The following is a 24,175-nucleotide window of genomic DNA, read 5'->3' as shown; positions in this document are numbered from 1 at the left end:
CTTTTTACTTAAAAAAGACAAAGCGCAAAATAGCAATCAGCAAACCGACGGAAGCGGTAATTAGTGAACCGCCTAAAATGGTTATCAATGCCCAAATTTGATTTTTTTGACTGCCCTCGACTATTTTGAGACGATTATCCATCCCTTCGACTCTTTCGGTTAATTTTGCCTGTCCTATCTCTAGGGATTTAACATCTTGCTTGATTTCCTTAATATCAGCTTTAATTTCGCCAATATCAGCCTTAATTTCGACGATACTATGCTCGATCGCCGTGAAACGAGTCTCGATCGCTTTTTGTCCGTTGATAATTAAGTCTTCTAGCCTTTTCAAGTCCGTATCGGCAACAGTTTTCATAAAAATTAACTGGCTATCAGTATAGATATTTCTTTCATTATGAACCTTGAGCAGCAGGCAGCAGTGGGAATTATGAATTATGAATTATGAATTATGAATTGGGGAGCTTTTTCAGTGATCAGTCAACAGTAAACAGTAATCAGTGAACTGCTCACTGCTCACTGATTGCCTCCTATTGACACAAACGTTGATAAACTGTGGCTAAAGCTTGGACATCACCGACGTTACCCGGGAAAAGAACCACAGGTAAATTAGGAAAGAGGGGATGATCCAATTCTGTGCAGACCATGGAGACACCGGGGAGAATCTGACCGAGTAAACGGGCCGATTGCAGGCTTAAACCCGTACTTAAGACATCATTAGAGGTAATTCCGCCTTTACTGATTAAAAAACTGATGTCACTGGGTAAACCCTTAACAATGTCCATTAACAGGGTGGAGACGGCAACCCCAAAATCAAGACGTTTCTGCACAGAGGCAAAGGTTAACTCTTGCCGACTGGTATAGATCACGGGGGTTTGTTTATTTTTGTGAATAAGCTTGACTTTTTCTAGAACTTGTGCTAGTAGTTGATCTCGTTGGTCAGGACGATCGCGCAATGCCGTCACATCGATTTCGACTCCGACGGTGTTGGGTTGTTGAAGCAGTTCCTGTAATTGTTGGGTAGTTTTTTTGACGTGGGAACCGACGATAATTGCCCCGGCTTCCCCCGTGGGCTTATACTTACCCATAGATTCGGGTGCGATCGGTTGAGTTCCTAAATTAGCCAAAGAAGTTAAAATACTGGCGGCACTACGGAATAAAAATTTTTTTCCTGCCCCTGCGGCGGTTAAAATATCTTCAGCAAAGCGATCGAGATCCGCTTGAGTTTCCCCATCTACCACCCCACATTGATTATTTTTGAGCTTTTGCAGTCGTTCTAAACTACCTTGACGGATATCTGTCAGTAAAAATCTCTCTACATCATCTGCTTTAATTTTACCTTGCGTTTTCTCCTCCACATAATCCGGCAGATAACTGTAATGATAGGCAAAAACCGAATCGCGAGCGAATTCCGTCTCGTGGACGGGAGTGGGAACACCATCGATGATTAAATAATGAATACTATCGCGAGTGATTCTGCCCCCCTCAAAAAAGGCTGGAATCAGGAAATGTGCATCAAAACCGCCCAATTCTTCGGCAATAACATCAGTTTCGATCGGATAATGCCCGCGCAGGGTAGAATCGGAACGACTAACCACCAAAAAATCCTCGATTCCCTCTTTAGTTAAGGCAGTTTTCAGGTTATGACAGACTTCTCGCGTGACAGACTCGGCTTTTTCGGGGGTTAAAGCGCGAGTATTCGTCAAAACAAAGAAAATTGGCGCATTATCTGCCAATCCCAAGCGGAGAGTATCTTCATCCCACCGCATCAATAACAGACAACTATGGACTGTTTGGGAACCTGTCGGGTCGTCATCTAAGACTATAATTTTAGGTCTATTATTGCTCATATATTTTTTATCAGGATGGGAGGGACGAAGGAACCAAGAGAATCTGGTTAATAGTTTATCGGGTTCTGGTTCCCCATTAAAGTCGTCCCCTCCGCAAGCAACCGCTATCAATCTTGATCACAATCTGTCCAATATAGGATAAGCTATACCATGATTCATACAGTGACGAAGTTGAGCGCGGGAGACTTCCCTTTGAATACGTTAATTCACCCCACTGCGGTTATCCATCCGTCGGCAAAACTTGCTCCCAAGGTTAAAGTTGGTCCCTATGCTGTGATCGGGGCCAATGTGGAAATTGAAGCTGATACAATTATTGATGCCCATGTGGTCATTGAGGGTCCGACCAAAATTGGCAAGGGTAATCATATTTTTTCCGGGGCTGTTATTGGTAATGAACCACAGGATTTAAAGTATAAAGGTGGCGAAAGTAGGGTAGAAATTGGTGATCATAACCAAATTCGCGAGTTTGTCACAATTAATCGCGCCACGGATACGGGAGAAGTTACCCAAATTGGCAGTAATAATTTATTAATGGCCTATGTTCACGTTGCCCATAATTGTATTTTGCAAGATAACATTATTATCGCTAATAGTGTCGCTTTGGCAGGTCATGTCCAGATCGAATCAAAAGCAGTTATCGGGGGGGTTTTAGGAGTACATCAATTTGTTCATATTGGCAAAATGGCCATGTTAGGAGGAATGAGTCGTATTGATCGCGATGTTCCCCCTTTTACTTTAGTGGAAGGCAATCCCTGTCGGGTGCGAACTCTTAATTTAGTCGGTTTACAAAGAGCCGGTTTTACCGATGAAGATCTAGCTTTACTGAAAAAAGCTTTTCGGATTATCTATCGTTCTAATATAAATCTTCAAGAGGCTTTAGAACAAGTTTCTCTCTTAACCGATAACCCCCATGTTCAACATCTCTGTCAATTTTTACAATCCTCTACCACCGGAGAAAAACGCCGCGGTTTAATTCCGGGGAAATAATTTATTGATTGAGGAACAGGGTGTGGGGTGTGGGGTGATGGGGAAGTAGGGTGTAGGGTGTGGGGAAGAAAACTTCTTTCATCTGTGGGGGTGAAAATTTTTTCATCGGGACTGACTCCTGACTCCTGAATTCTTTTATTGTCAAATAATTATCCAAATGCGTATATTTATTAGTACGGGTGAGGTATCGGGTGATTTACAGGCAGCCATGCTGATTGAATCCCTTTTTCAACTAGCTAAAACCCAGGAAATTGAGTTAGAAATTTTTGCGCTCGGCGGCGATCGCATGGAGTTAGCCGGAGCAAAAATGTTGGGTAAAACCACTCGACTGGCTGCCATGGGATTAATTGAATCTATCCCCTTTATTTGGCCAACTTTACAACTACAAAAACGAGCCAAAGAGTTTTTTAGAGATCATCCCCCTGATCTGATTATTTTAATTGATTATGTGGGGGCAAATGTGGCGATCGGTCAATCGGCTAAAAAAATTATTCCCGATGTCCCAATTATTTATTATATTGCCCCACAGGTGTGGATTTGGTCGGAAGAAAATATCCCCTCAGCTAAACTAAGGGCCACAGCAGAAAAGTTATTTAATACGGAGAAATTAATCGCCATCACCGATAAATTATTGGCAATTTTTCCTGCCGAAGCCCGTTTTTTTGAAACAAAAGGTTTACCGGTAACTTGGGTGGGACATCCTTTAGTTGATCGTATGGCAAATGCTCCCAATCGCCAAGAAATGCGGCAAAAATGGGCAATAAAAACCGAAGAAACGGTGGTCGCTTTGTTACCCGCTTCCCGTCAACAGGAGTTTAAATATCTCGTCCCGACGGTGTGCGCTGCTGCCCAAAAATTACAGGAAAAAATTCCCGATATTAAGTTTTTAATTCCCGTTCCACTAGCTTTATACGAACCCAAAATGCGACAATTAGTGAAGGAATATGGATTAAATGCGGTGATTATGGAACGAGATCAGACTTTAGAAGCAATTGCCGCAGCCGATCTGGCTGTGGCTAAGTCTGGTACAGTTAATCTCGAAATTGCTTTGTTAAATGTGCCGCAGGTGGTGGTTTACCGTTTAAGTGCAGTTACTGCTTGGATTGCCCGCAATATTATGAAGTTTTCTGTACCATTTGTCTCACCGGTAAATTTAGTTTTAATGCGAGAAATTGTTCCCGAATTATTACAAGAGGAAGCTAACCCGGAGAGAATTATGCAGGAATGTCTAGATTTATTATTAAATCAGCAACGTCGGCAAAAAATGTTAGATGAATACGCAGAAACTACAGCCGGTTTAGGAACAGTAGGCAGTTGCGATCGAGTGGCGCAAGAAGTGTTTAATTTTACAGTTCAAGTTCCGAAAAACCAGAAAAAAGCGGGGTAATTTGTAACTACCCCACCAAATATTATCAAGGAATTACGATTACTTATAAGCGTCCATACCCTCACAGGAACAAACCAGATTTCTGTCCCCGTAAGCATTATCAACCCGTCCCACTACCGGCCAGAATTTATAATCTTTTAGCCAAGAAAGCGGGTAAGCTGCCTGTTGACGGGAATAGGGACGACTCCAATCATCGGCAGTTAAAACTGCGGCTGTGTGGGGGGCATTTTTCAAGGGATTATCATGGATATCCATGCTACCATTAGCGATCGCTTGTACCTCTTGATAGATAGTTAACAAAGCTTCACAAAAACGGTCTAATTCGCCCAAAGATTCGCTTTCCGTGGGTTCCACCATCATTGTACCCGCCACGGGCCAAGAAACCGTCGGCGCGTGGAAACCGAAATCCATCAAGCGTTTTGCCACATCTTCCACCTCGATGCTGGCCTGTTTTTTCAGGGGACGTAAATCAATCACGCACTCGTGGGCGACTGTTCCCGCGCTACCCTTAAATAACACTGGATAGGCCGACTCCAGACGAAAAGCCATATAATTAGCGTTCAAAATTGCCACTTCTGTCGCTTTTTTCAAGCCTGCTGCCCCCATCATAGCGATATACATCCAAGAAATCACCAAAATGCTGGCACTACCCCAAGGCGCGGCCGAAATTGCCCCAATCGAGTCCTGATGCTTACCGTTAGCGGTTTCTGGGGATAATTTCGCCAAAACCAGGGAAACATCGGGCAGAAAAGGCACTAAATGGGATTTTACTCCGATTGGTCCCATACCCGGTCCGCCACCACCGTGGGGAATACAGAAAGTTTTATGGAGATTCAAGTGACAGACATCAGCACCAAAATCGGCCGGACGACATAAACCCACCTGAGCATTCATATTCGCGCCATCCATATAGACTTGACCACCGTATTGATGAATCAAGGCACAAATTTCGCTAATTCCCTGTTCAAAAACGCCGTGAGTGGAAGGATACGTTACCATCAAAGCCGCTAGATTATCCTGATGCTTCTCGGCCTTAGTTTTCAGGTCATCAATATCAATATTGCCCCGAGAATCGCAATTAACCGCCACTACTTTCATACCACACATAACAGCGCTGGCAGGATTAGTCCCGTGAGCGGACTCAGGAATTAAGCAAATCTGACGATGACCTTGACCGCGACTTTCATGGTAGGCTCGGATTACCTGTAAACCGGCATACTCTCCCTGAGAACCGGCGTTCGGTTGTAGGGAAATGCCATCAAACCCGGTAATTTCCCCTAACCAAGTCTCTAACTGTTGAAAGAGCAGTTGATAGCCTTCTGCTTGCTCAATCGGGGCAAAAGGGTGTAATTTGCCGAATTCTGCCCAAGTTACTGGAATCATCTCCGCTACGGCATTCAGTTTCATCGTACAGGAACCGAGGGGAATCATGGAAGTATTTAAGGCTAAATCCTTTGTTTCCAGACGGTGCAGATATCTGAGTAATTCCGTTTCCGAGTGGTAACGATTGAACACCGGTTCGGTAAGATAGGCACTGGTACGGGTTAAATTAGCGGGTAATTCTAGACTAATTTTCTCGACTAATTCGGCCGCGGTAAAGGGTAATTCCTCGGTTGGGGCAAAAATTTGCCATAAATCCCACACATCCCTGAGACTGGTGGTTTCATCGACACTAATTCCTAGATTATTCTCATCAAAATAACGCAGATTAATCTTATGGGTTTTTGCCTTCGCAAGGATGTCCTTAACTCCCGTGGATACCGTAACTTTGAGCGTATCGAAGCACGGTTCTTTCCCCACTTGATAACCCAACTGTTTTAACCCAGTTGCCAATAAAGCGGTTAATTTCTGCACTCTTTGGGCGATTTTCTTGATTCCTTCCGGTCCGTGATAGACCGCGTACATGGAAGCAATCACCGCTAGTAACACCTGTGCGGTACAAATATTACTGGTGGCTTTATCCCGGCGGATATGTTGTTCCCGGGTTTGCAAAGCTAAACGCAGTGCGGGTTTACCCTGACTATCCTTCGATACCCCGACAATGCGCCCCGGAATGCTGCGTTTATAGGCATCTTTGGTGGCAAAATAAGCGGCATGGGGACCCCCATAACCCAGGGGAACCCCAAAGCGTTGACTGCTACCCACGGCAATATCAGCCCCCAATTCGCCGGGGGGAGTCAACAGGGCTAAACTGAGAATATCGGCGGCAACGGTGACTAAAGCCCCATTTTCCTGCGCTTTGGCGATAAATTCCCGATAGTCATAAATTACGCCATCGGTGGCTGGATACTGTAATAATGCGCCAAAAATCGGCGTTTGTAAGTCAAAGAGACGATGATCCTCGATAATAATGTCAATACCTAAAGGAATCGCTCTGGTTTTAACGACTTCAATCGTTTGGGGATGGCAACTACTGGAGATAAAGAAAGCATTGGCTTTAGTTTTACACAGTCCATAACTCATACTCATCGCTTCCGCGGCTGCTGTTCCTTCATCGAGGAGGGAAGCGTTAGCAATTTCCAGACCGGTTAAGCTAGTGATGAGAGTTTGGAAGTTTAAGAGAGCTTCTAAGCGTCCTTGGGCGATTTCCGCTTGATAGGGAGTATAGGCGGTGTACCAACCCGGATTTTCTAAGATGTTGCGGAGAATTACCGGCGGGGTGATACAGTCATGGTAGCCCATGCCAATAAAGGAGCGAAATACCTGATTTTTGGAGGCAATAGCTTTTAATTGGGCAAGAGCAGCGTATTCACTCAAGGCAGGTGCTAGATTAAGGCTTGTTTGTAAACGAATTCCTGACGGGACAGTTTTAGCGATTAACTCCTCAACGGTAGCAACACCCAAAACCGCCAGCATTTTCTCTATTTCCGTCTCCGTCGGCCCAATGTGACGGTTAACAAAGCTATCGGTACAGTCTAGCAGGTCTTGCAGGTCAGCAGGAGCGAATTCCTCGGTTTTCTCGGCCGTAATTGACCTATTTAGCATATTAATCTCGGTTTCAACAATTACAAAAGTGCTGCGTTTCATCGCTAGGGGTGATTTTAACGCAACTTGTCAAATTTTTGTAATATTTCAAGTCAGCAAGATCAAGCCTAAGCTAATTTGCTATCGACCTATGCACAAAATTAACTTCACTACTGCTTCGTCACCAAAAACCAACCGGAATCCGTCGATCCGATCACCTTTAATCCTTCTAAATCAGTAGCTTCTTTGGTTTGACGATCGATAATTAGGTAGGGTTGTCTGTGACTTTGCCAATGATTGATTAATTCTTCAGCAGCAAGGGGAAAAACCCGACGACCACTATAAAAATTTAACGAGGGGCGCTCGTAGGCAAAAGCAATATAAACAGGGCGATCAGCTGGCACATATTTCTGTACTAAACTCACCACCGGTTTGACGGGGAAATTCTCATTTAATTCCCAGATCCACAGGGGAGAATTGACAAAAATAAACAAAGAAACCAACATTCCCCAGAGTAAAACCACGCTGAATTGTTCCGAGCGCCGAGCTAACAAAATCGCCGTTGTCACCATGGTCAGGGAAAGTGACAATAAGGTTAAAATAATTAAGGGATGGAGAGGTTCGATAGCGACAAAATTACCAGGAAAATAGGCCATTAAAGCTAATAAACCCGCCACAACGCCGATAATACCCAGAATAATTGACCAGATTGGATTATAGGGGCGATCGATGGGAAGATTACCCACCTGCGCCAAGGCATAACCGGCCGCTAAAGCCAAGGCCGGATAGATCGGCAGAATATACCAAGGCAACTTGGTCGCCATTACCGAAACCACCAACAGATAAACACCCGTCCAAACTAACAGTAACTTCGCCCAACTGTAGAGATGTTCCTGACGTGCTAAACGTAAACCCCAAACCGAGAAAATTAACCACGGCCAACTATATTTAATAATTTCCAGCAGATAATACCAAAACGGTCCGCGATGATTGTCCAGATCGTCACTAACTCGCTTTAACTGTTGAACAAAAAGGGAATCGAGAAACTCCCGCTCGTAGTGCCAAAATTGGGCGGCATACCAGGCAAAAGCGGGAGTTGCTCCCAATAACCAACCCGACCAAAAATAGGCAGAAGTTAATAACCGGGGGGTATCCCAGAACAGAAAAATAAAGCCGATACCCGCTAATAATAGCCCCATAATCCCCTTCGTCAGACAAAGGAGGGCAAATCCTAACCCCGCCCCCAGAGACCAGCGTAAATCGCGCCGTGAGCGCAGTAAACAGACAAACATCAGGATTTCAAAACACAATACCGCTCCATCCAACATGGCTAAACGGCCATGACGCACCACCGGCAAAAGAGTTAGATAGATCAAGGCCGATAGTAAAGCTGGTAAACGAGCGGGAAAAATTTCTCGACCGAGAAGGTAGAGGAGCGGCACCGATAAAGCTGTTAAAAAAGCGGGAATTAGTCTAGTATTGACCTCATTGATGCCCCAGAAATGGTAAGTTAGACCGATCAAACTATGAATCAACGGCGGTTTATTCAGGTAGGGATCACCCCAAAGACTGGGAAATAACCAGCGCAATTGTTCCAGTGGGGTTTGGCTAATTTCCTTGGCCACCTGAGCAATGGTCGCTTCATCCCAATCCCGCAAGGGTAAATTACCTAATCCCACTAGATAGATAATTAAGGCCGCTATTAATAATCCCAGTAAACACAGAAATTCTCTAAAATTTTCTCTCTGACGCAATTTATAGCTAGAATATACCCAAGTAAATTTTTGACGTTTCATAAGCTAGGTCAGTTATCAGTAAACAGTAAACAGTTTATGTATTGGTATAATGGCGAATTAATCGAGGATGAGCGAATAAGTCTGGGTATTGATGACGTGGGGTTGCTTTATGGAGCCACAATATTTACTACCCTGCGTATCTATCAACAAAGCTTAGATCATCCTCTAACCCATTGGCAAGAGCATCTCGAACGTTTGCACTCTAGTTTACAAGTTTTCCACTGGCCCGCTCCCGATTGGCAGCGAATTCGCCAAGGAGCCGAAAAATTATCCCTATTGTATCCTGTCCTGAGAATTACAATTTTTCCCGATGGTAGGGAGTGGATTAAAGGCAGATTTTTACCCGAAGATTTAAACCTTAGACAAGAGCGGGGAATTATTGGGTGGGTAATAGATAATCCCGCTTGGCAACGCGTTTTAGGAGAACATAAAACTGGTAATTATTTAACCCCTTGGTTAGCGTCACAAACTGCTCAAAAAAAAGGAGCAAAAGAGGCGATATTAGTTGATCGAGTCGGGAATTGGTTAGAAACTAGCACGGGCAATTTATGGGGATGGAAAGATAATTGCTGGTACAGTCCCCTGCTTACTGCTGATATTTTACCCGGGATCGGGCGCTCGGCTTTGATCGGCTGGTTAAAAAAACAAAATATCTCCCTGCAAGAAAATCTCTGGACTCCTGAATTTGTCAGGACTTTACAAGGAATTGCTTATAGTAATTCTCTGGTGGAAATTATCCCTTTTAATTCTATTCTTGGCTGTGATCTAGAGATAAATACAGCTATTTATCGGCAAGTTTTACCGGATTTACAGCAATATTTTTCCAGTCAATTAGAGAATAAATAAGGGTGTGTTACTAGAGGCTAACACACCTAAAATCTGGAAATAATACCGCTCAAGCTTTAAAATTCTCGCTCGGAATTAGCCTCACTATCGCGTTTAGAACCGAGTAAATCTAGTTGATCGACGAGAATCACCGGTTTAGAACGAGCTAATCCCGTGTTTTTATCATTCCAAGTATCCATTTTTAAAGAACCTTTAATCCCGATTAAACCGCCTTTTTTCACATAATTAGCGGCCACCTCCGCCGTTTTGCCCCAAATTTCCAGATCGAACCAATCCGGCTGATCGCTATTTTTAGAGCGACGATTAACCGCTAAAGTGAAAGTACATAAAACCTTACCCGACTCGAAATACTTGGTTTCCGGGTCTCTCCCCGCTCGTCCCACCAAATGAACCAGATTTAAACTCATGGTCTTAAATCCTCAATTTAGTACAATAGTATGTTTATTTTAGCCCGAAACCCTGACTTTGACCGGTGGGCAGCCAGAAAATTAGGCCGAAGACTTGCGTAAATCTGGAGAGAAAGAAGCGATAATTAACTAGACTTGAGAAACAAAACGTAATAAAATCCAAGTCGATTCGATCGAAAATCTAGCTATAGCAAGCAACGTTGTTATCAGAACAGGAGTGAAAACAAGTGGGTTTTTTTAGAGGTCTAGCCTTATCAAGGGACATAGGTATAGACTTGGGGACAGCAAACACCCTCGTTTATGTGTCAGGGAAAGGCATCGTTTTAGAGGAACCATCGGTAGTGGCGATCGATCAAGATCGTAACCCGATCGCTGTCGGGGAGGAGGCCAAAAAAATGCTCGGTCGGACTCCGGGCCATGTCACCGCTCTGCGACCCCTGCGCGATGGGGTAATCGCCGATTTTTACAGTTGCGAGATCATGTTAGCGGAATTCATCAAACGAGCGCTCGATGGCACGATTGGCAATCCCCGCATGGTAATCGGTGTTCCCAGTGGGATTACCGGAGTAGAAAGACGTGCGGTGGTGGATGCGGCCAAAAATGCCGGCTCGCGAGAAGTGGGGTTAATTGATGAACCGGTTGCTGCGGCCTTGGGTGCCGGTTTACCCGTCTCGGAAGCGACGGGAAATATGATCATCGATATCGGTGGTGGCACGACGGAAGTGGCGATTCTCAGTCTTGATGGGACGGTGATCAGCGAATCGGTGCGCGTCGCTGGGGATGAACTCACGGACTCAATTATCGCTTATCTGAAAAAAGTCCATAACCTAATTATCGGGGAACGCACGGCCGAAGATATTAAAATTCGCCTTGGTTCAGCTTATCCCTCCCCCGGAGATGAATTTCCTCCTCTGGAAGTGCGGGGATTACATCTCATGTCCGGTTTACCCCGCACCGTGACGATAAAAGCGGAAGAAGTGCGGGAAAGTATGGATGAGCCACTTTCCGTGATCGTTGATGCGATCAAACGTACCCTAGAAAAAACTCCCCCCGAATTAGCGGCCGATATTATCGATCGCGGCATCATGTTAGCGGGAGGGGGTGCTTTATTACGGGGACTCGATCGCCTAGTCAGTCACGAAACCGGTATCGTTACCCATATCGCTGAAGATCCCCTGCGCTGTGTTGTCAAAGGCACGGGAGAAGTGTTAAAAAATCAGAAACTCTTTGAGCGGATCGTTAATGAAACAACTCGCAATGTCTAAAGGTCACTAGGATCGGTTAGCCGTTAGCTATCAGCAGCGGAAAAATACACGGATTCTCACTCTACACAGCCAAGAGGTTTTAAATCGCTCATGTATTCAGCACGACGAAAATGGACACAGCAGGGATGGCGACTTTTTCTGCTCGCTGCCGCTTTGGGGGTGGCTTGGTACATTCGTACCTATCAAAGTGGGGCGATTTTAGAATTGTATGGTTTATTAACCCGCCCTTTTCAGGGAGAGGAAACTAATCTGCAAGAGCAACTTCTGGCCGATCAACGGGTGCGAGAATTACAAAATCGTTTAAGTGAAGTCGAATATCAAAATCAACAATTAAAAAAACAGCTTGGTTATTATCAAACCCAGAAAAAACCCCTGATTTCTGCCCCAATTATTGGCCGCAGCGCTGATGATTGGTGGCAACAGGTAATTATCGGTCGGGGTAGCACCGATGGTGTGGAAGTGGGTGCTTCGGTGACGGGAATTGGCGGTTTAGTGGGACGGATTACGGAAGTTACTCCCCACACCAGCAAAGTTTTATTGGTCAGTAATTCCCAAAGTCGCATCGGAGCAACGGTGAATCGTAGTCGGGCCATGGGTTTAATTCAAGGTCAGGATTCCCAAGTCGCCACCCTGCGCTTTTTTGAAAAAGCTCCCGATGTGAAACCGGGAGATGTGGTGACAACTTCGGCTTTTAGTAGTCTTTTTTCGCCAGGTTTGCCCATCGGTCGCATAATTTCCCTTAATTTACAGGAAAATCCCGCCCCCACCGCCAAAATTGAATTTACCGCCACCGTGGACAATCTCGAATGGGTCTTCGTTCACCCGCAACCCCAGCAGTGAGAGGGGGAATTATGCTGAAATTAAGCCGTTTATCAGCCCGTTCTCGTTTTATACTGAATATTTTAGTCACTGTCGCTTCACTGCTTCTCTGTACCTTTCTTTCCTTAATGCGGCTGCCCGGTATGGAGATTTTAGGCATCGCTCCCAATTGGTTACTGATTTGGTTGGTTAGTTGGAGTCTCAATCGCTCTTGTCTCGATAGTGTGGTGGCCGGATTAGCGCTCGGCACTATTCAAGATAGTCTTACCTCTAATTATCCTTCCCATATCATGGTTTTTGGTCTCATCGGTTTCCTCACTTCCCGTTTACACCGACAACGTTATGTTAAAGAAGAATTGATCGCCGTGGTCTTAATTGTCTTTGTTATGACTTTAATCGCCGATGGTGCGATCGCTTTTCAATACTATCTACAAGGAGGCAAAAATCTCCCTGATCTTTGGCTCGATTATCAACGCCTTGGCCTCACTTCTGCTCTGCTTAGTAGTCTCTGGACTCCCCTCGTCTATTATCCCCTCCAGCAATGGTGGCGACAATTTAGCGATCTTTAGGGGATAGGGGATAGGGGTTAGGGGATGGGGAGATGGGGAAATGGGGGTAAAACCCTAAAACCCCAACACCCTATCCCCCAACACCCAACACCCAACCCCCAACACCCTCACCCTCACCCGCTCAACTAACATGAAATACAAACAAAAACTTAGTCAATTTTTTCATAATCTTGCTAATAAATTAGAGAATTCCGAGCAACCCCCTAAAGTCGCTCCTATCGACTCCGAATCTGCGCCAGTTGCGGGGGAAAAGCCAGTAGAAGCCGCTTCCGAAGAAAAAAAGGTTAATTTAGTCTCCCGAACCAGTAGCAAGGCTCTAGAGACGTTAAAACCCTTAAAAAACAAATTTACTACCCTGATCGACAATTCCCCCTTACCGCAATGGCGACAACATCCCCGCTTTGGGTTGTACTTGGGATTGGGATTAGGCGTAACTGGGGGCATTTTAGGGGTAGGTTGGGGCATTTATCGCCTTGAAACCTCTCTACCGCAAAATATCGCCGATATACAAACCTATGCTCGTCCCGGCACCCTAACCATTCAAGCCGCTAATGGGGAAATCCTCAAGCAAAATGGCCCTAGCACTTACGAAACCGTGAAAATTGCCCAAGTTCCCCAACTGGTACAGGAGGCCTTTATCGCTAGTGAAGACCGCCGGTTTCGCGAACACGGGGGAGTTGATGGCCAGGGTATTGCTCGCGCTCTCTTTTCTAACCTGAGAGCCGGGGGAGTGGTGGAAGGAGGCAGCACCATCACCCAGCAATTGGCTCGGATTGTCTTTTTATCCCAAGAAAAGAGCTTTGATCGCAAATTACGGGAAATGCGTATCGCTCAGAAAATAGAAGATAAATATACAAAAGACCAGATTTTAGAGCGTTATTTTCACCTAGTTTATCTCGGTTCCGGGGCCTACGGTCTTGCCGATGCCGCTTGGTTATATTTCAGTAAACCCGTCGATAAATTAACTCTAGCCGAAGCTGCCACCCTTGCAGGGATTGTTCCCGCTCCTAGTCTCTATTCTCCCCTCGAAAACCCTAAATCTGCCCTAGAACGGCGTAATATCGTCCTAAAAACTATGGCCGAGGTGGGATTTATTACTAACGCTCAAGCAGAACTGGCGATCGCATCTCCCCTAGGCATTAAAACCAGTCCCCTAAAACGTCTGCAACGGCAAGCGGCCTATTTTACCGATTATGTGGAAAAAGAACTGCCGCAACTGGTTCCCGCTAAAACCCTAGAAGCGGGGGGATTGGTGGTAAAAACTACCCTTAATCCTCGTTGGCAAAGCGAAGGGGAGGAAGTGGTAGAAAGAGCGGTTTCTCGTTATGGCAAGTGGCAGAACTTCCAACAGGCGGCTTTAGTGGCAATTGACCCCAAAAATGGACAAATTAAGGCCATGGTCGGGGGAATTGACCACGATAAGAATCAATTCAATCGGGTGACACAGGCAAAACGTCAGCCAGGATCTACTTTTAAGCCTTTTGTCTATGCGGCGGCGATTGCGGCGGGGAAATCCCCCTATTCTAATTATAAAGATGCACAGTATGTGGTGGATGGTTATAAACCAGAAAACTACGGCGATAAGTATAGCGGCCGCGAGGTGTCCATGCGCGATGCTTTGACTTCTTCCCTGAATGTGGTGGCAGTTCAGGTGTTAGTGGCTGTGGGTTGGAATCCGGTGATTAAATTAGCTCAAGATCTGGGTATCCAGTCGAAACTTTTACCCACTTATTCTTTGGCTTTGGGTGCTTCGGAAGTCAATCTTTTAGAATTGACTAGCGCCTACGGAACCTTTGCTAATAATGGTGTGCATCAACCAGTTTACGGTATTAATCAGGTACTTGATCGCCATGGTAAAGTAATTTATCAAGCCAATTTTAAACCGAAAACTGCTCTCAATCAAAACACGGCGGCGACGATGACTTGGATGCTGCAGGATGTGGTTAATTCGGGAACGGGAACCCCCGCACAAATTGGTCGTCCGGTGGCAGGAAAAACCGGCACTTCTGACAAGGCTCGCGACCTTTGGTTCGTCGGTTATATTCCCCAATTAGTCACGGGAATTTGGCTCGGTAATGACAATAATAAACCCACCAATGGAGCCAGTACCATGTCCGCTTGGATGTGGCGACAATTTATGTTAGAAGCAATTAAGGATATTCCCTATCAAGGTTTCCCAGAACCGAATTTAGGCAAACGTCCAGTGACAGTAAAAGCGGAACCCATTAAACCCCGACGTACCTACTTTACCCAAACTACTAACAATCGTTTAGCCAGCAGCGATGAGGGTTCCCCCACCGAAGGACCCATCCGCAGACGGCGACGGGTTCGGGTAAGTCACGAGCAAACTATCGTTCGTTCTAATACTAGCGAACCCAGCCAACGCCGTTCTAGTCGTCGGCGTACTACCGTCGCTCCTACCAGCGCCGCTGTTCCTAGTCCTGAAAATACGGCCCCCCCGGCAGCCGAACCGATTACCGTTCCCGTCACTGTGGCAGCTCCCGAAACTCGTTCGGTTCCCCTACAGGTAACTCCTCCCCCCGATGTGACTCCTCCTGCACCCCCAGCAGAAAGACGCTGAATCGGCAAAAAAACCCCGCAAATCCTGCGGGGGTTACAGTTCCACAACTGCTCGGTAAAATCTTGGAAAAAAATCGGATTTTTGGCGGCGAAACTGGGTAAATTGGCCGAAAGCTTGCCGCTATAATAACTAAAAAGCCTGTTTAATGCCGATGACCAGTCTTATTTCCCCCACTACCGTCTCCTCAACCCGTTTAAGTCTCAGCTATCAAGTGGCTATGCCGGAACCGACTTCACACCTCTTTGAAGTTACTCTACAGATTACTGGTTGGCAAGCACCGATTTTAAACCTAAAAATGCCGGTTTGGACTCCCGGTTCCTATCTAGTGCGGGAATACTCCCGTTTAGTCCAAGATTTTCAAGCTGTTAACCTCAACAGTCGCAAAGTTGCTAAAAATCACTGGCAGATTGACACCGGTAATAGTTCAGAAATAACGGTCAAATATCGCGTTTTTGCCCACGATTTAACCGTCAGAACCAACCATCTCGATGATACTCACGGTTACTTCAACGGGGCCGCTTTATTTTTCTATATCCCCGATTATCAAAAACATCCCCTCACCCTGACAATTATCCCCCCCCATGGCGATTGGCGCGTTACCACTACCTTAAAATCTTTATCCGGACAGAAAAACACTTTTCACGTTCCCGATTTTGATACCCTGGTGGACAGTCCTGTGGAGGTGGGTATTCATCAGTTATACGATTTTGTCGTCGAGGGAAAACCCCATCAATTAGCTATCTGGGGACGGGGAAACGCCAATCCTAGTCAAATTATCGCCGATACCACTAAAATTATTCAAACCGAGTCGGCTATGTTCGGTGGACTCCCTTATGATAATTATCTCTTTTTGCTACATCTTTCGGCGGCTGGTTACGGGGGACTAGAACATAAAAATTCCTGTACCCTTAACTATATGCGTTTGGGATTACGAGATAAGGATAAATATAATCGTTTTCTGCAATTAGTCGCCCATGAGTTCTTTCATCTCTGGAATATCAAGCGTATTCGCCCAAAAGCTTTAGAAAGCTTCGATTATGACGCAGAGAATTATACTTCTTCCCTCTGGTTTGCCGAAGGAACCACCAGTTATTACGATATGATAATCCCTCTACGGGCAGGAATATACGATAGTAAGACTTTTTTAGAGCTTTTAAGCAAGGAAATCACTCGTTATCTCAATATACCCGGTCGTCTTGTCCAACCTCTAGGCGAATCGAGTTTCGATGCCTGGATAAAACTCTACCGACGGGATAGCAATAGCGATAATAGTCAAATTTCCTACTATCTCAAGGGGGAATTATTGTCGCTGCTTCTCGATTTACTAATTCGCACCCACACCGATAACCGTCGTTGCCTCGATGATGTTTTACGCTCGATGTGGCAACATTTCGGTAAAGAGGAGATTGGTTATACCGATGGGGAATTGCAAGCAATTCTCGAATCTGCCGCAGGGGTGGATTTAAGCGACTTCTACCGCCGTTATATCGACGGTTTGGCAGAATTACCCTTTAATGAATATCTTGAACCTTTTGGACTCTATCTGCGGGGTGTTGGCAATGGGGAAACGATACCTCATCTGGGAATGCGGGTACAGAGTGAAGCGGGTAAAGAAATGATTAAATTTGTCGAGATGGGTTCTCCTTGTCAAAAAGCGGGAATTAATGCTGATGATGAGTTATTAGCCATCGATGGATTGCGGGTGACGGCGGAACAGTTAAACGAAAGATTAAAAGACTACCGCGCAGGTGATATTATTCAGATAACAGTCTTTCATCTCGATGAATTGCGAACCCTTGCTGTTCCACTGGCCACCCCGCAGACGATTCGCTATGAAATTATCAGGGTAGAAAATCCTTCTAATAGCCAGAAACAAAATTTTTCCGCATGGGTAAATCCCGTTTAGTTCTTGGTTAAATCAACAAAAAAATGTCTATTACCGCCGAAATTACTTTCCTTCCTCTCGCCTATTTTGAGAATAAATTTATCCCTTTCAGTGAGGCAAAATTATCCATTGCTACCCACGCACTACACTACGGAACTGCCGCTTTTGGGGGTTTACGAGGTACTCCCGACCCTAGCAATCCCGGACAGATATTATTATTTAGATTAGACCGTCATTCTCAGCGTTTAAGTCAAAGTGCTAAGTTTCTTAATTACGAGATTCCTGCCGATAAAATCTATCAAATAATTATCGATTTTGTGAAAAAGAATCAGTGTCATCGACCTTTTTATATTCGTCCCCTTGTCTATAGTTCGGGGTTGGGAATTGCTCCGCGATTGCATGGTATCGAGAAGGATTTTCTCGTCTATGGTCTAGAAATGGATGATTATTTAGCAGCCGATGGGGTTAACTGTCGGATTAGTTCTTGGTATCGTCAGGAGGATAGAAGTTTCCCGTTGCGAGGTAAAATTAGCGCCGCTTATATCACTTCTGCTTTAGCAAAAACGGAAGCGGTAGAATCGGGGTTTGATGAGGCAATTTTGATGAATTCTCAGGGTAAAGTCTGTGAAGCGACGGGAATGAATATTTTTATTATCAGAAATGGTCAGCTAATTACTCCTAGTTTTGACCAAGATATTCTAGAGGGGATTACTAGAGATAGTGTTTTAACGATTGCGCGGGATTTGGGTATTCCGGTTATTGAAAGACCTGTAGATAAGACGGAGTTATTTATCGCTGATGAGGTGTTTTTAAGTGGCACTGCGGCGAAAATTACTCCGATTAAAAGGATTGAAACTTTTTCTTTACCCGCGGCTAAACCGATTACTTATCAGTTAAAAGAAAAGTTAAGTTCTATCGTTCTCAATCAGGAACCAAAGTATCAAGATTGGATTACTAAAGTTCCTTTATAGTTAGAGAAATTTACTTGATTTCTCCTTGAGATGCGCCATCATTTTACGCATCTCAAGGAACCCTGAAATAAACAGAATTTATCTATTTTTAGGTTTGGCTCCTTCCTGTATATAGGGTATAGTTTTATTGGGATCAATCTTCAGCACGGGTTTCTTCCCTGTTGCTGTTTTTTCTTGTTGATTGTCGGTTTTTTGCTGATTTTGATTATTATCGGTTGTATGTTCCATAGTAGAGCAAATAAGTATGATTATACCTTAAACTCTCTCAAAGTTGTCAAGGATAGTATTAATTCACTAAAGACAAAACTTACTTTGATTCTAACTATTAGTTTATTGGTATTTTGGTTAATTGTGGCCAAGATTTACCTACTTATATAGTTTCCCTTGAATATAACCAATCTCTTTATGCTTGGGTTAAGCTGTCCTGCATTTAAACGATGTCTTGGAAATTTTATTACAAATGCTCAAACTCTCAAACTAGGGATGAATTTCCGGTATCACTGGTCACTGAAATAGGTACAATAAACATTAGCTCGTTTTCATAGAGAACTTAAATGACGCAAAATAATCCCCTAGAGTTGATTGAGAAGTTAGAAACAGGAATCCCCGGCTTTGATTTTCTTTCGGAAGGGGGATTGCCGAAAGGAAGAGCAACTTTGATAGCGGGGACGGCAGGAAGTGCTAAAACGGTCTTTGCCTGTCAATTTCTCGCAGAAGGCATCAAAAATGGAGAAAATGGCGTTTTTGTCACCTTTGAGGAGCCACCCCAAGCACTAAGAAAAAATATGGGTGGTTTTGGTTGGAATATCCGGCAGTGGGAGGAGAATCGTCAGTGGGCCTTTGTCGATGCTTCCCCCCAACCGGAAGAAAAGCCGATGGTGACAGGAGAATACGACCTAGGCGCATTAATCGCTCGCATTGAGTTTGCTATTCGCAAAAATAAAGCCAAACGGGTGTCTATGGATTCTTTAGGCGCAATTTTTAGCCATTTAAGTGATAGCGCTCAAGTGAGAAGTGATCTTTTTCGTCTGGCAACCGCTTTGCGAGAATTGGAAGTAACAGCGATTATGACCGCAGAAAGAACCCAAGAATACGGCGAAATCAGTCGTTATGGGGTGGAGGAGTTTGTGGCCGATAATGTGGTGATTTTACGCAACGTTTTAACCGATGAGAAAAGAAGAAGGACGATCGAAATTTTAAAATATCGGGGAACCGATCACCAAAAAGGAGAATTTCCTTTTACAATTATTCCCAACAAAGGGGCCGTGATTATTCCTTTATCAGCTATTGAATTAGAACAAAAATCCTCTAATATTCGTATTACTTCCGGCAGCCTGGAACTCGATAGAATGTGTGGTGGTGGTTTCTTCCGCGATTCGGTTATTTTGGTTTCGGGAGCCACGGGAACAGGAAAAACCCTCATGGTGACAGAATTTATGGCCGGGGGAGTAACCAATGGGGAAAGATGTTTAATTTTTGCCTTCGAGGAAAGTCGCGAACAGTTATTTAGAAATGCTACCGGTTGGGGTGTGGATTATGACCGCATGGAAAAGGAAGGTAAATTAAAGGTAGTCTGCCGTTATCCCGAAACTACGGGTTTGGAAAATCATCTAATTATGATGAAGGAAATTATCGAGGAGTTTCAACCGAATCGAGTGGCAGTAGATAGTTTATCTGCTTTAGAAAGGGTTTCTAATCTGAAAGGATTTCGGGAATTTATTATCGGTTTGACTTCTTTTATTAAGCAAAAAGAGGTGGGAGGATTATTTACTTCCACCACTCCCACTTTATTAGGAGGTTCCTCGATCACAGAAGCGCATATTTCTACAATTACTGATTCAATTATTCTGCTGCGTTATGTGGAAATGTATGGAGAAATGCGCCGCGGTATCACTGTTTTAAAAATGCGCGGTTCTATGCACGATAAGGATATTCGTGAGTTTTCGATCGATCATCAAGGTATGCACATCGGTCAACCTTTCCGTAATGTTACCGGAATTCTGGCTGGAACTCCTATGTACACAGCACAAACAGAAGTAGAACGTTTGAGTGGATTATTCGAGGATCGTAGTTAAAATACAGCAGCATTTGCTAATCGCACATCGGCCGTTAGCTTTTTTCTCCCTATCTCCTTCTTGCTTTCTTGATATGTATATGTCTAAAAACTTTTGCTTTATTTTTCTAGGTCTTTTACTGATAAATAACCTACATTTATCAGCCTTGGCAGAAACAGTTTTACAAAGAATTGCTCGCACGGGAGAATTAAAAGCGGCAGCCAGAAAAGACGCTACTCCCTTTAGTTATATCGATGAGAAAACGGGACAATGGACAGGTTACGGAGTGGAATTAATGCGCTTAGTCCAACGTCGATTAGAACAACAATTAGGTAAACCGATTACAATAACCTTTACAGAAGCGACGACTAATAATCGTTTTCAGCAAGTGGAACAGGGACAAGTAGATTTATCCTGTAATGCGGCAACAATTACGGAAGAAAGACTAGAAAAGGTTAATTTTTCTATTCCCTATTTTATGACAGGAGCGCAATTTTTAACTAAAAGGGAAAATGTTGATAAAATAGATATTAATAACACTTTAGCGGCAGTTGCGATCGCCTATATTCCCCACACCACCACCGATAGTATTATTCGTTATATCTATCCTCTGGCTAATTGGCAAGCTGTCAGCGATCGAAGTGAAGCAGTGGCAAAATTACAAAGGGGAGAAGTAAAAGCAGTGGTTAGTGATGGAATTCTTCTGCTGGGGGAAATCGTTAAACAAGGACAGGATCCGCGACAATTTGTGCTACTACCCCGTCAACCGATTACCACCGAACTTTATGGCTGTATTTTACCCAAAAACGATCCCGAATGGAAAAAATTTGTTGATACTGTCGTCGGCAGCAATGATAACCAGAAACTGCGAGAACAATGGTTTAATTTAGAAGAAAGTTCTTTCCCCTATACGATTCTCAATCAACCCTAAAAATAGACTGTGATTGCTGAAAATTAAAAGTCAGTAAATTCTTGTTTTTTTTGCCTTTTCCTTATCACTTTTTCCTGAAAAACTATGTCTTTTGTCGGTTTACATATTCACAGTGATTATAGCTTACTTGACGGTGCTTCCCAATTACCGGCACTAATTGATCGAGCGATCGAATTAGGACAACCAGCGATCGCTTTAACCGATCATGGAGTCATGTATGGTGCGATCGAATTAATTAAAACCTGCCGTAATAAGGGAATAAAACCAATTATTGGCAACGAAATGTATGTAGTCAATGGCGATATTGAAGTCAATCTTCGCCACCGAAAATATCATCAAGTTGTTTTAGCCAAAAATACCCAAGGCTATAAAAATCTGGTTAAATTAACTACTATTTCTAATCTGAAAGGTATTCAAGGTAAAGGCATTTTTGCTCGTCCTTGTATCAATAAAGAGTTACTCCAACAATACCACGAAGGATTGATAGTTACCAGTGCTTGCTTGGGTGGAGAGATTCCCCAAGCGATTTTAGCTAATAATAGAAAACTGGCTAAGGAAACTGCTAAATGGTATAAAAAACTTTTTGGTGATGATTTTTACTTAGAAATTCAAGACCACGGTTCTAAAGAAGATCGGATTGTTAATGTAGAAATAGTTAAAATTGCTAAAGAATTAGGAATTAAAGTAGTTGCTACTAACGATTCTCACTTTATTTCCTGTTACGATGTAGAGGCACACGATGCCTTGCTTTGTATTCAAACTAGCAAGTTAATTACTGAAGACAAACGCCTCCGTTATAGCGGCACAGAATACTTAAAATCTGCTGATGAAATGCGGTTACTTTTCCGTGATCATCTGCCCGAAGATGTGATTGAAGAAGCGATTAATAACACCTTAGAAGTAGCAGAAAAAGTCGAACCTTATAACATATTTAATGAACCGAGACTCCCTAATTATCCTGTTCCTGCGGGACATACTGCCGATAGTTATGTAGAAGAAATTGCTTGGTTAGGATTACTAGAAAGATTAAAATGTCCTTCTCGTCACGAGATTGAGCCTGTTTACAAAGAAAGGCTTGAATACGAATTAAAAATGTTACAGAAAATGGGATTTTCTACCTATTTTCTCGTCGTTTGGGACTATATAAAATATGCTAGAGATCATGATATTCCCGTCGGTCCAGGACGCGGTTCTGCGGCGGGTTCTTTGGTAGCATATTCTTTAAAAATAACCAATATTGATCCCGTTCATCACGGTTTATTATTTGAGCGTTTTCTCAATCCTGAACGGAAATCTATGCCTGATATTGATACGGATTTCTGTATCGAGAGACGGGATGAAATGATCCAATACGTCACGGAAAAATACGGGGAGGCTAATGTTGCCCAAATCATTACTTTTAACCGCATGACATCAAAAGCTGTCTTAAAAGATGTGGCGCGGGTGTTAGATATTCCCTACGCCGAATCGGACAAAATGGCGAAAATGATTCCCGTTTCTCGCGGTAAACCCACACCTTTAAAAGTGATGATTTCCGATGAAACTCCCGAACCAGCATTTAAAGAAAGATACGATACGGAACCCCATGTGCGTCATTGGTTAGATATGGCAATTCGTATCGAAGGTACTAACAAAACCTTCGGAGTTCATGCTGCGGGAGTCGTCATTTCTTCCCAACCTTTAGATGAAGTGGTTCCCCTCCAGAAAAATAATGATGGGGCGGTAATTACGCAATATTTTATGGAGGATTTAGAATCATTGGGATTGTTAAAAATGGACTTTTTAGGGTTAAGAAATTTAACCACTTTGAAAAAAACCGCCGATTTAATTAAACAAAATCAGGGTATAGATATCGATCTCGAACAATTGCCTTTAGATGAAAGAAAAGCCCTGCAAATTCGGGCTAAAGGGGAACATAAAAAACTACCTCCCGATATTCTCAAAACCCACGGATTACTAGAAGAAGGGGATTTAGAAGGGATTTTCCAGTTAGAATCATCGGGGATGAAACAGATCGTTAAAGAGTTAAAACCATCGGGTATTGAGGACATATCTTCAATCCTAGCACTCTATCGCCCTGGTCCTTTAGATGCGGGATTAATTCCTCTCTTTATTGGCAGAAAACACGGTAGAGAACCCATTCGTTATGATCATCCTTTATTGGAACCAATTCTTAAGGAAACCTACGCAGTTTTAGTCTATCAAGAACAGATTATGAAAATGGCGCAGGATTTAGCCGGTTATTCCCTAGGAGAAGCGGATCTATTGCGTCGGGCAATGGGTAAGAAAAAAGCCTCCGAAATGCAGAAACAAAGGGAGATGTTTATCGATGGTGCTGCTAAAAATGGTGTGGAAAAAAGAATCGCTGAAAATCTCTTTGAACAGATGGTAAATTTTGCCGAATATTGTCTAGGAGGTGAGACGTTAATTTTAACTGAGGAATACGGATTATTACCAATTGCTAAAATTGTGAGCGAAGAAATTAACTGCACTGTTTATACTGTTGACCAAAATGGTTTTGTTTATAGTCAACCAATCTCTCAATGGCACGAGCGAGGTTTACAAGAAGTCTTTGAATACACCCTAGAAAATGGGCAAACTATCCAAGCAACCAAAGATCATAAATTTATGACTAGCGACGGAGAAATGTTAGCCATAGATACAATATTTGAGCGAGGTTTAGATTTAAAATCCTCTGATTTTTCCTAAAAGCCAAACCCCCCAATCTTGTCGGATTGAGGGGTTAGAAAGAATAATCCTGGCATCGAGCTATTGTCCCGGTCGGCAACCCGACAAGTATCTTGGCCACGGTGAAGTTTCACAACCGAGTTCGGGATGGAATCGGAGTGGTGCCATCACGTTAAAG

General features: G+C 43.7%; 18 protein-coding genes and 1 rRNA gene. 12 read left to right on the top strand and 7 right to left on the bottom strand.

What is annotated here, in order from left to right; all coding sequences use genetic code 11:
• Positions 1-4: 4 nt before the first annotated feature.
• Together EWV84_RS06620 and EWV84_RS06615 are read right to left on the bottom strand one after the other, a co-directional pair.
• A complete protein-coding gene (locus EWV84_RS06620; protein WP_286825912.1) occupies positions 5-355 on the bottom strand; it encodes a hypothetical protein in 351 nt (116 codons plus the stop codon).
• A gap of 172 nt (positions 356-527) precedes the next feature.
• The gene (locus EWV84_RS06615) at positions 528-1,847 is read right to left on the bottom strand and encodes a four-carbon acid sugar kinase family protein (RefSeq protein ID WP_287077308.1); all 1,320 of its coding nucleotides are present in this window, start codon (positions 1,845-1,847) and stop codon (positions 528-530) included.
• Between the two features lie 150 nt (positions 1,848-1,997).
• Between EWV84_RS06615 and lpxA the strand changes: the two genes are divergently transcribed.
• Both lpxA and lpxB read left to right on the top strand, forming a co-directional pair.
• Positions 1,998-2,834: an acyl-ACP--UDP-N-acetylglucosamine O-acyltransferase gene (gene lpxA, locus EWV84_RS06610; protein ID WP_286825556.1), complete on the top strand. Its 837-nt coding sequence runs from the start codon at positions 1,998-2,000 to the stop codon at positions 2,832-2,834.
• 157 nt (positions 2,835-2,991) lie between these two features.
• Positions 2,992-4,221, top strand: coding sequence for a lipid-A-disaccharide synthase (gene lpxB / locus EWV84_RS06605; protein WP_287077305.1), 1,230 nt, complete (start codon positions 2,992-2,994; stop codon positions 4,219-4,221).
• A gap of 39 nt (positions 4,222-4,260) precedes the next feature.
• On the opposite strand, the gene gcvP is transcribed toward lpxB, so the two are convergent.
• Both gcvP and EWV84_RS06595 read right to left on the bottom strand, forming a co-directional pair.
• Positions 4,261-7,248 carry an aminomethyl-transferring glycine dehydrogenase gene (gene gcvP, locus EWV84_RS06600; RefSeq protein WP_287077303.1) on the bottom strand — a complete coding sequence of 996 codons (2,988 nt, stop codon included), beginning with the start codon at positions 7,246-7,248 and terminating at the stop codon, positions 4,261-4,263.
• A gap of 107 nt (positions 7,249-7,355) precedes the next feature.
• Positions 7,356-8,981, bottom strand: a complete 1,626-nt coding sequence (locus tag EWV84_RS06595; protein WP_287077301.1) for an ArnT family glycosyltransferase — start codon at positions 8,979-8,981, stop codon at positions 7,356-7,358.
• A gap of 36 nt (positions 8,982-9,017) precedes the next feature.
• Here EWV84_RS06595 and EWV84_RS06590 point away from each other — a divergent pair, with 36 nt between their 5' ends.
• Positions 9,018-9,827, top strand: coding sequence for an aminotransferase class IV (locus EWV84_RS06590; RefSeq protein WP_286825560.1), 810 nt, complete (start codon positions 9,018-9,020; stop codon positions 9,825-9,827).
• A gap of 56 nt (positions 9,828-9,883) precedes the next feature.
• On the opposite strand, the gene EWV84_RS06585 is transcribed toward EWV84_RS06590, so the two are convergent.
• A complete protein-coding gene (locus EWV84_RS06585) occupies positions 9,884-10,234 on the bottom strand; it encodes a single-stranded DNA-binding protein (protein WP_002797092.1) in 351 nt (116 codons plus the stop codon).
• A 227-nt stretch (positions 10,235-10,461) separates the two neighbouring features.
• On the opposite strand from EWV84_RS06585, the gene EWV84_RS06580 reads away from it, so the two are divergent.
• From EWV84_RS06580 to EWV84_RS06555, 6 genes are all read left to right on the top strand, one after another.
• A complete protein-coding gene (locus tag EWV84_RS06580; protein ID WP_287077299.1) occupies positions 10,462-11,499 on the top strand; it encodes a rod shape-determining protein in 1,038 nt (345 codons plus the stop codon).
• Positions 11,500-11,589: 90 nt separating this feature from the next.
• Entirely contained in the window at positions 11,590-12,339 is a 750-nt protein-coding gene (mreC, locus tag EWV84_RS06575) for a rod shape-determining protein MreC (protein WP_286825561.1), read from the top strand.
• Positions 12,306-12,887: a rod shape-determining protein MreD gene (mreD, locus tag EWV84_RS06570; RefSeq protein WP_287077296.1), complete on the top strand. Its 582-nt coding sequence runs from the start codon at positions 12,306-12,308 to the stop codon at positions 12,885-12,887. Before mreC ends, mreD begins: the two co-directional genes overlap by 34 nt.
• Positions 12,888-13,017: 130 nt before the next feature.
• Complete coding sequence (locus EWV84_RS06565; RefSeq protein ID WP_287077294.1) at positions 13,018-15,468, top strand: transglycosylase domain-containing protein; 2,451 nt, start codon at positions 13,018-13,020, stop codon at positions 15,466-15,468.
• A 145-nt stretch (positions 15,469-15,613) separates the two neighbouring features.
• Positions 15,614-17,374 (top strand): M61 family metallopeptidase, encoded by a 1,761-nt coding sequence (locus EWV84_RS06560; RefSeq protein WP_287077292.1) that lies wholly within the window; start codon positions 15,614-15,616, stop codon positions 17,372-17,374.
• Positions 17,375-17,397: 23 nt separating this feature from the next.
• Positions 17,398-18,324, top strand: a complete 927-nt coding sequence (locus tag EWV84_RS06555; RefSeq protein ID WP_287077290.1) for a branched-chain amino acid transaminase — start codon at positions 17,398-17,400, stop codon at positions 18,322-18,324.
• A gap of 78 nt (positions 18,325-18,402) precedes the next feature.
• Here the strand turns inward: EWV84_RS06555 and EWV84_RS06550 are convergent, their stop codons facing one another.
• Entirely contained in the window at positions 18,403-18,552 is a 150-nt protein-coding gene (locus EWV84_RS06550) for a hypothetical protein (protein WP_287077288.1), read from the bottom strand.
• A gap of 326 nt (positions 18,553-18,878) precedes the next feature.
• Here EWV84_RS06550 and kaiC point away from each other — a divergent pair, with 326 nt between their 5' ends.
• The 3 genes from kaiC to EWV84_RS06535 all read left to right on the top strand — a co-directional run bounded on the left by kaiC (position 18,879) and on the right by EWV84_RS06535 (position 24,018).
• Positions 18,879-20,399, top strand: a complete 1,521-nt coding sequence (kaiC, locus tag EWV84_RS06545; protein ID WP_002797104.1) for a circadian clock protein KaiC — start codon at positions 18,879-18,881, stop codon at positions 20,397-20,399.
• Between the two features lie 79 nt (positions 20,400-20,478).
• On the top strand, positions 20,479-21,309 hold the full coding sequence (locus EWV84_RS06540; protein WP_287077286.1) for an amino acid ABC transporter substrate-binding protein: 831 nt from the start codon (positions 20,479-20,481) through the stop codon (positions 21,307-21,309).
• 84 nt (positions 21,310-21,393) lie between these two features.
• Entirely contained in the window at positions 21,394-24,018 is a 2,625-nt protein-coding gene (locus tag EWV84_RS06535) for a DNA polymerase III subunit alpha (RefSeq protein WP_286825567.1), read from the top strand.
• Positions 24,019-24,065: 47 nt separating this feature from the next.
• Here the strand turns inward: EWV84_RS06535 and rrf are convergent.
• Positions 24,066-24,175 (bottom strand): 5S ribosomal RNA (gene rrf / locus EWV84_RS23050); the annotation flags it as partial.

The organism is Microcystis sp. M_QC_C_20170808_M3Col, assembly GCF_007095505.1.
Lineage (GTDB): Bacteria > Cyanobacteriota > Cyanobacteriia > Cyanobacteriales > Microcystaceae > Microcystis.
This window is presented reverse-complemented; position numbering and strand designations above follow the sequence as displayed.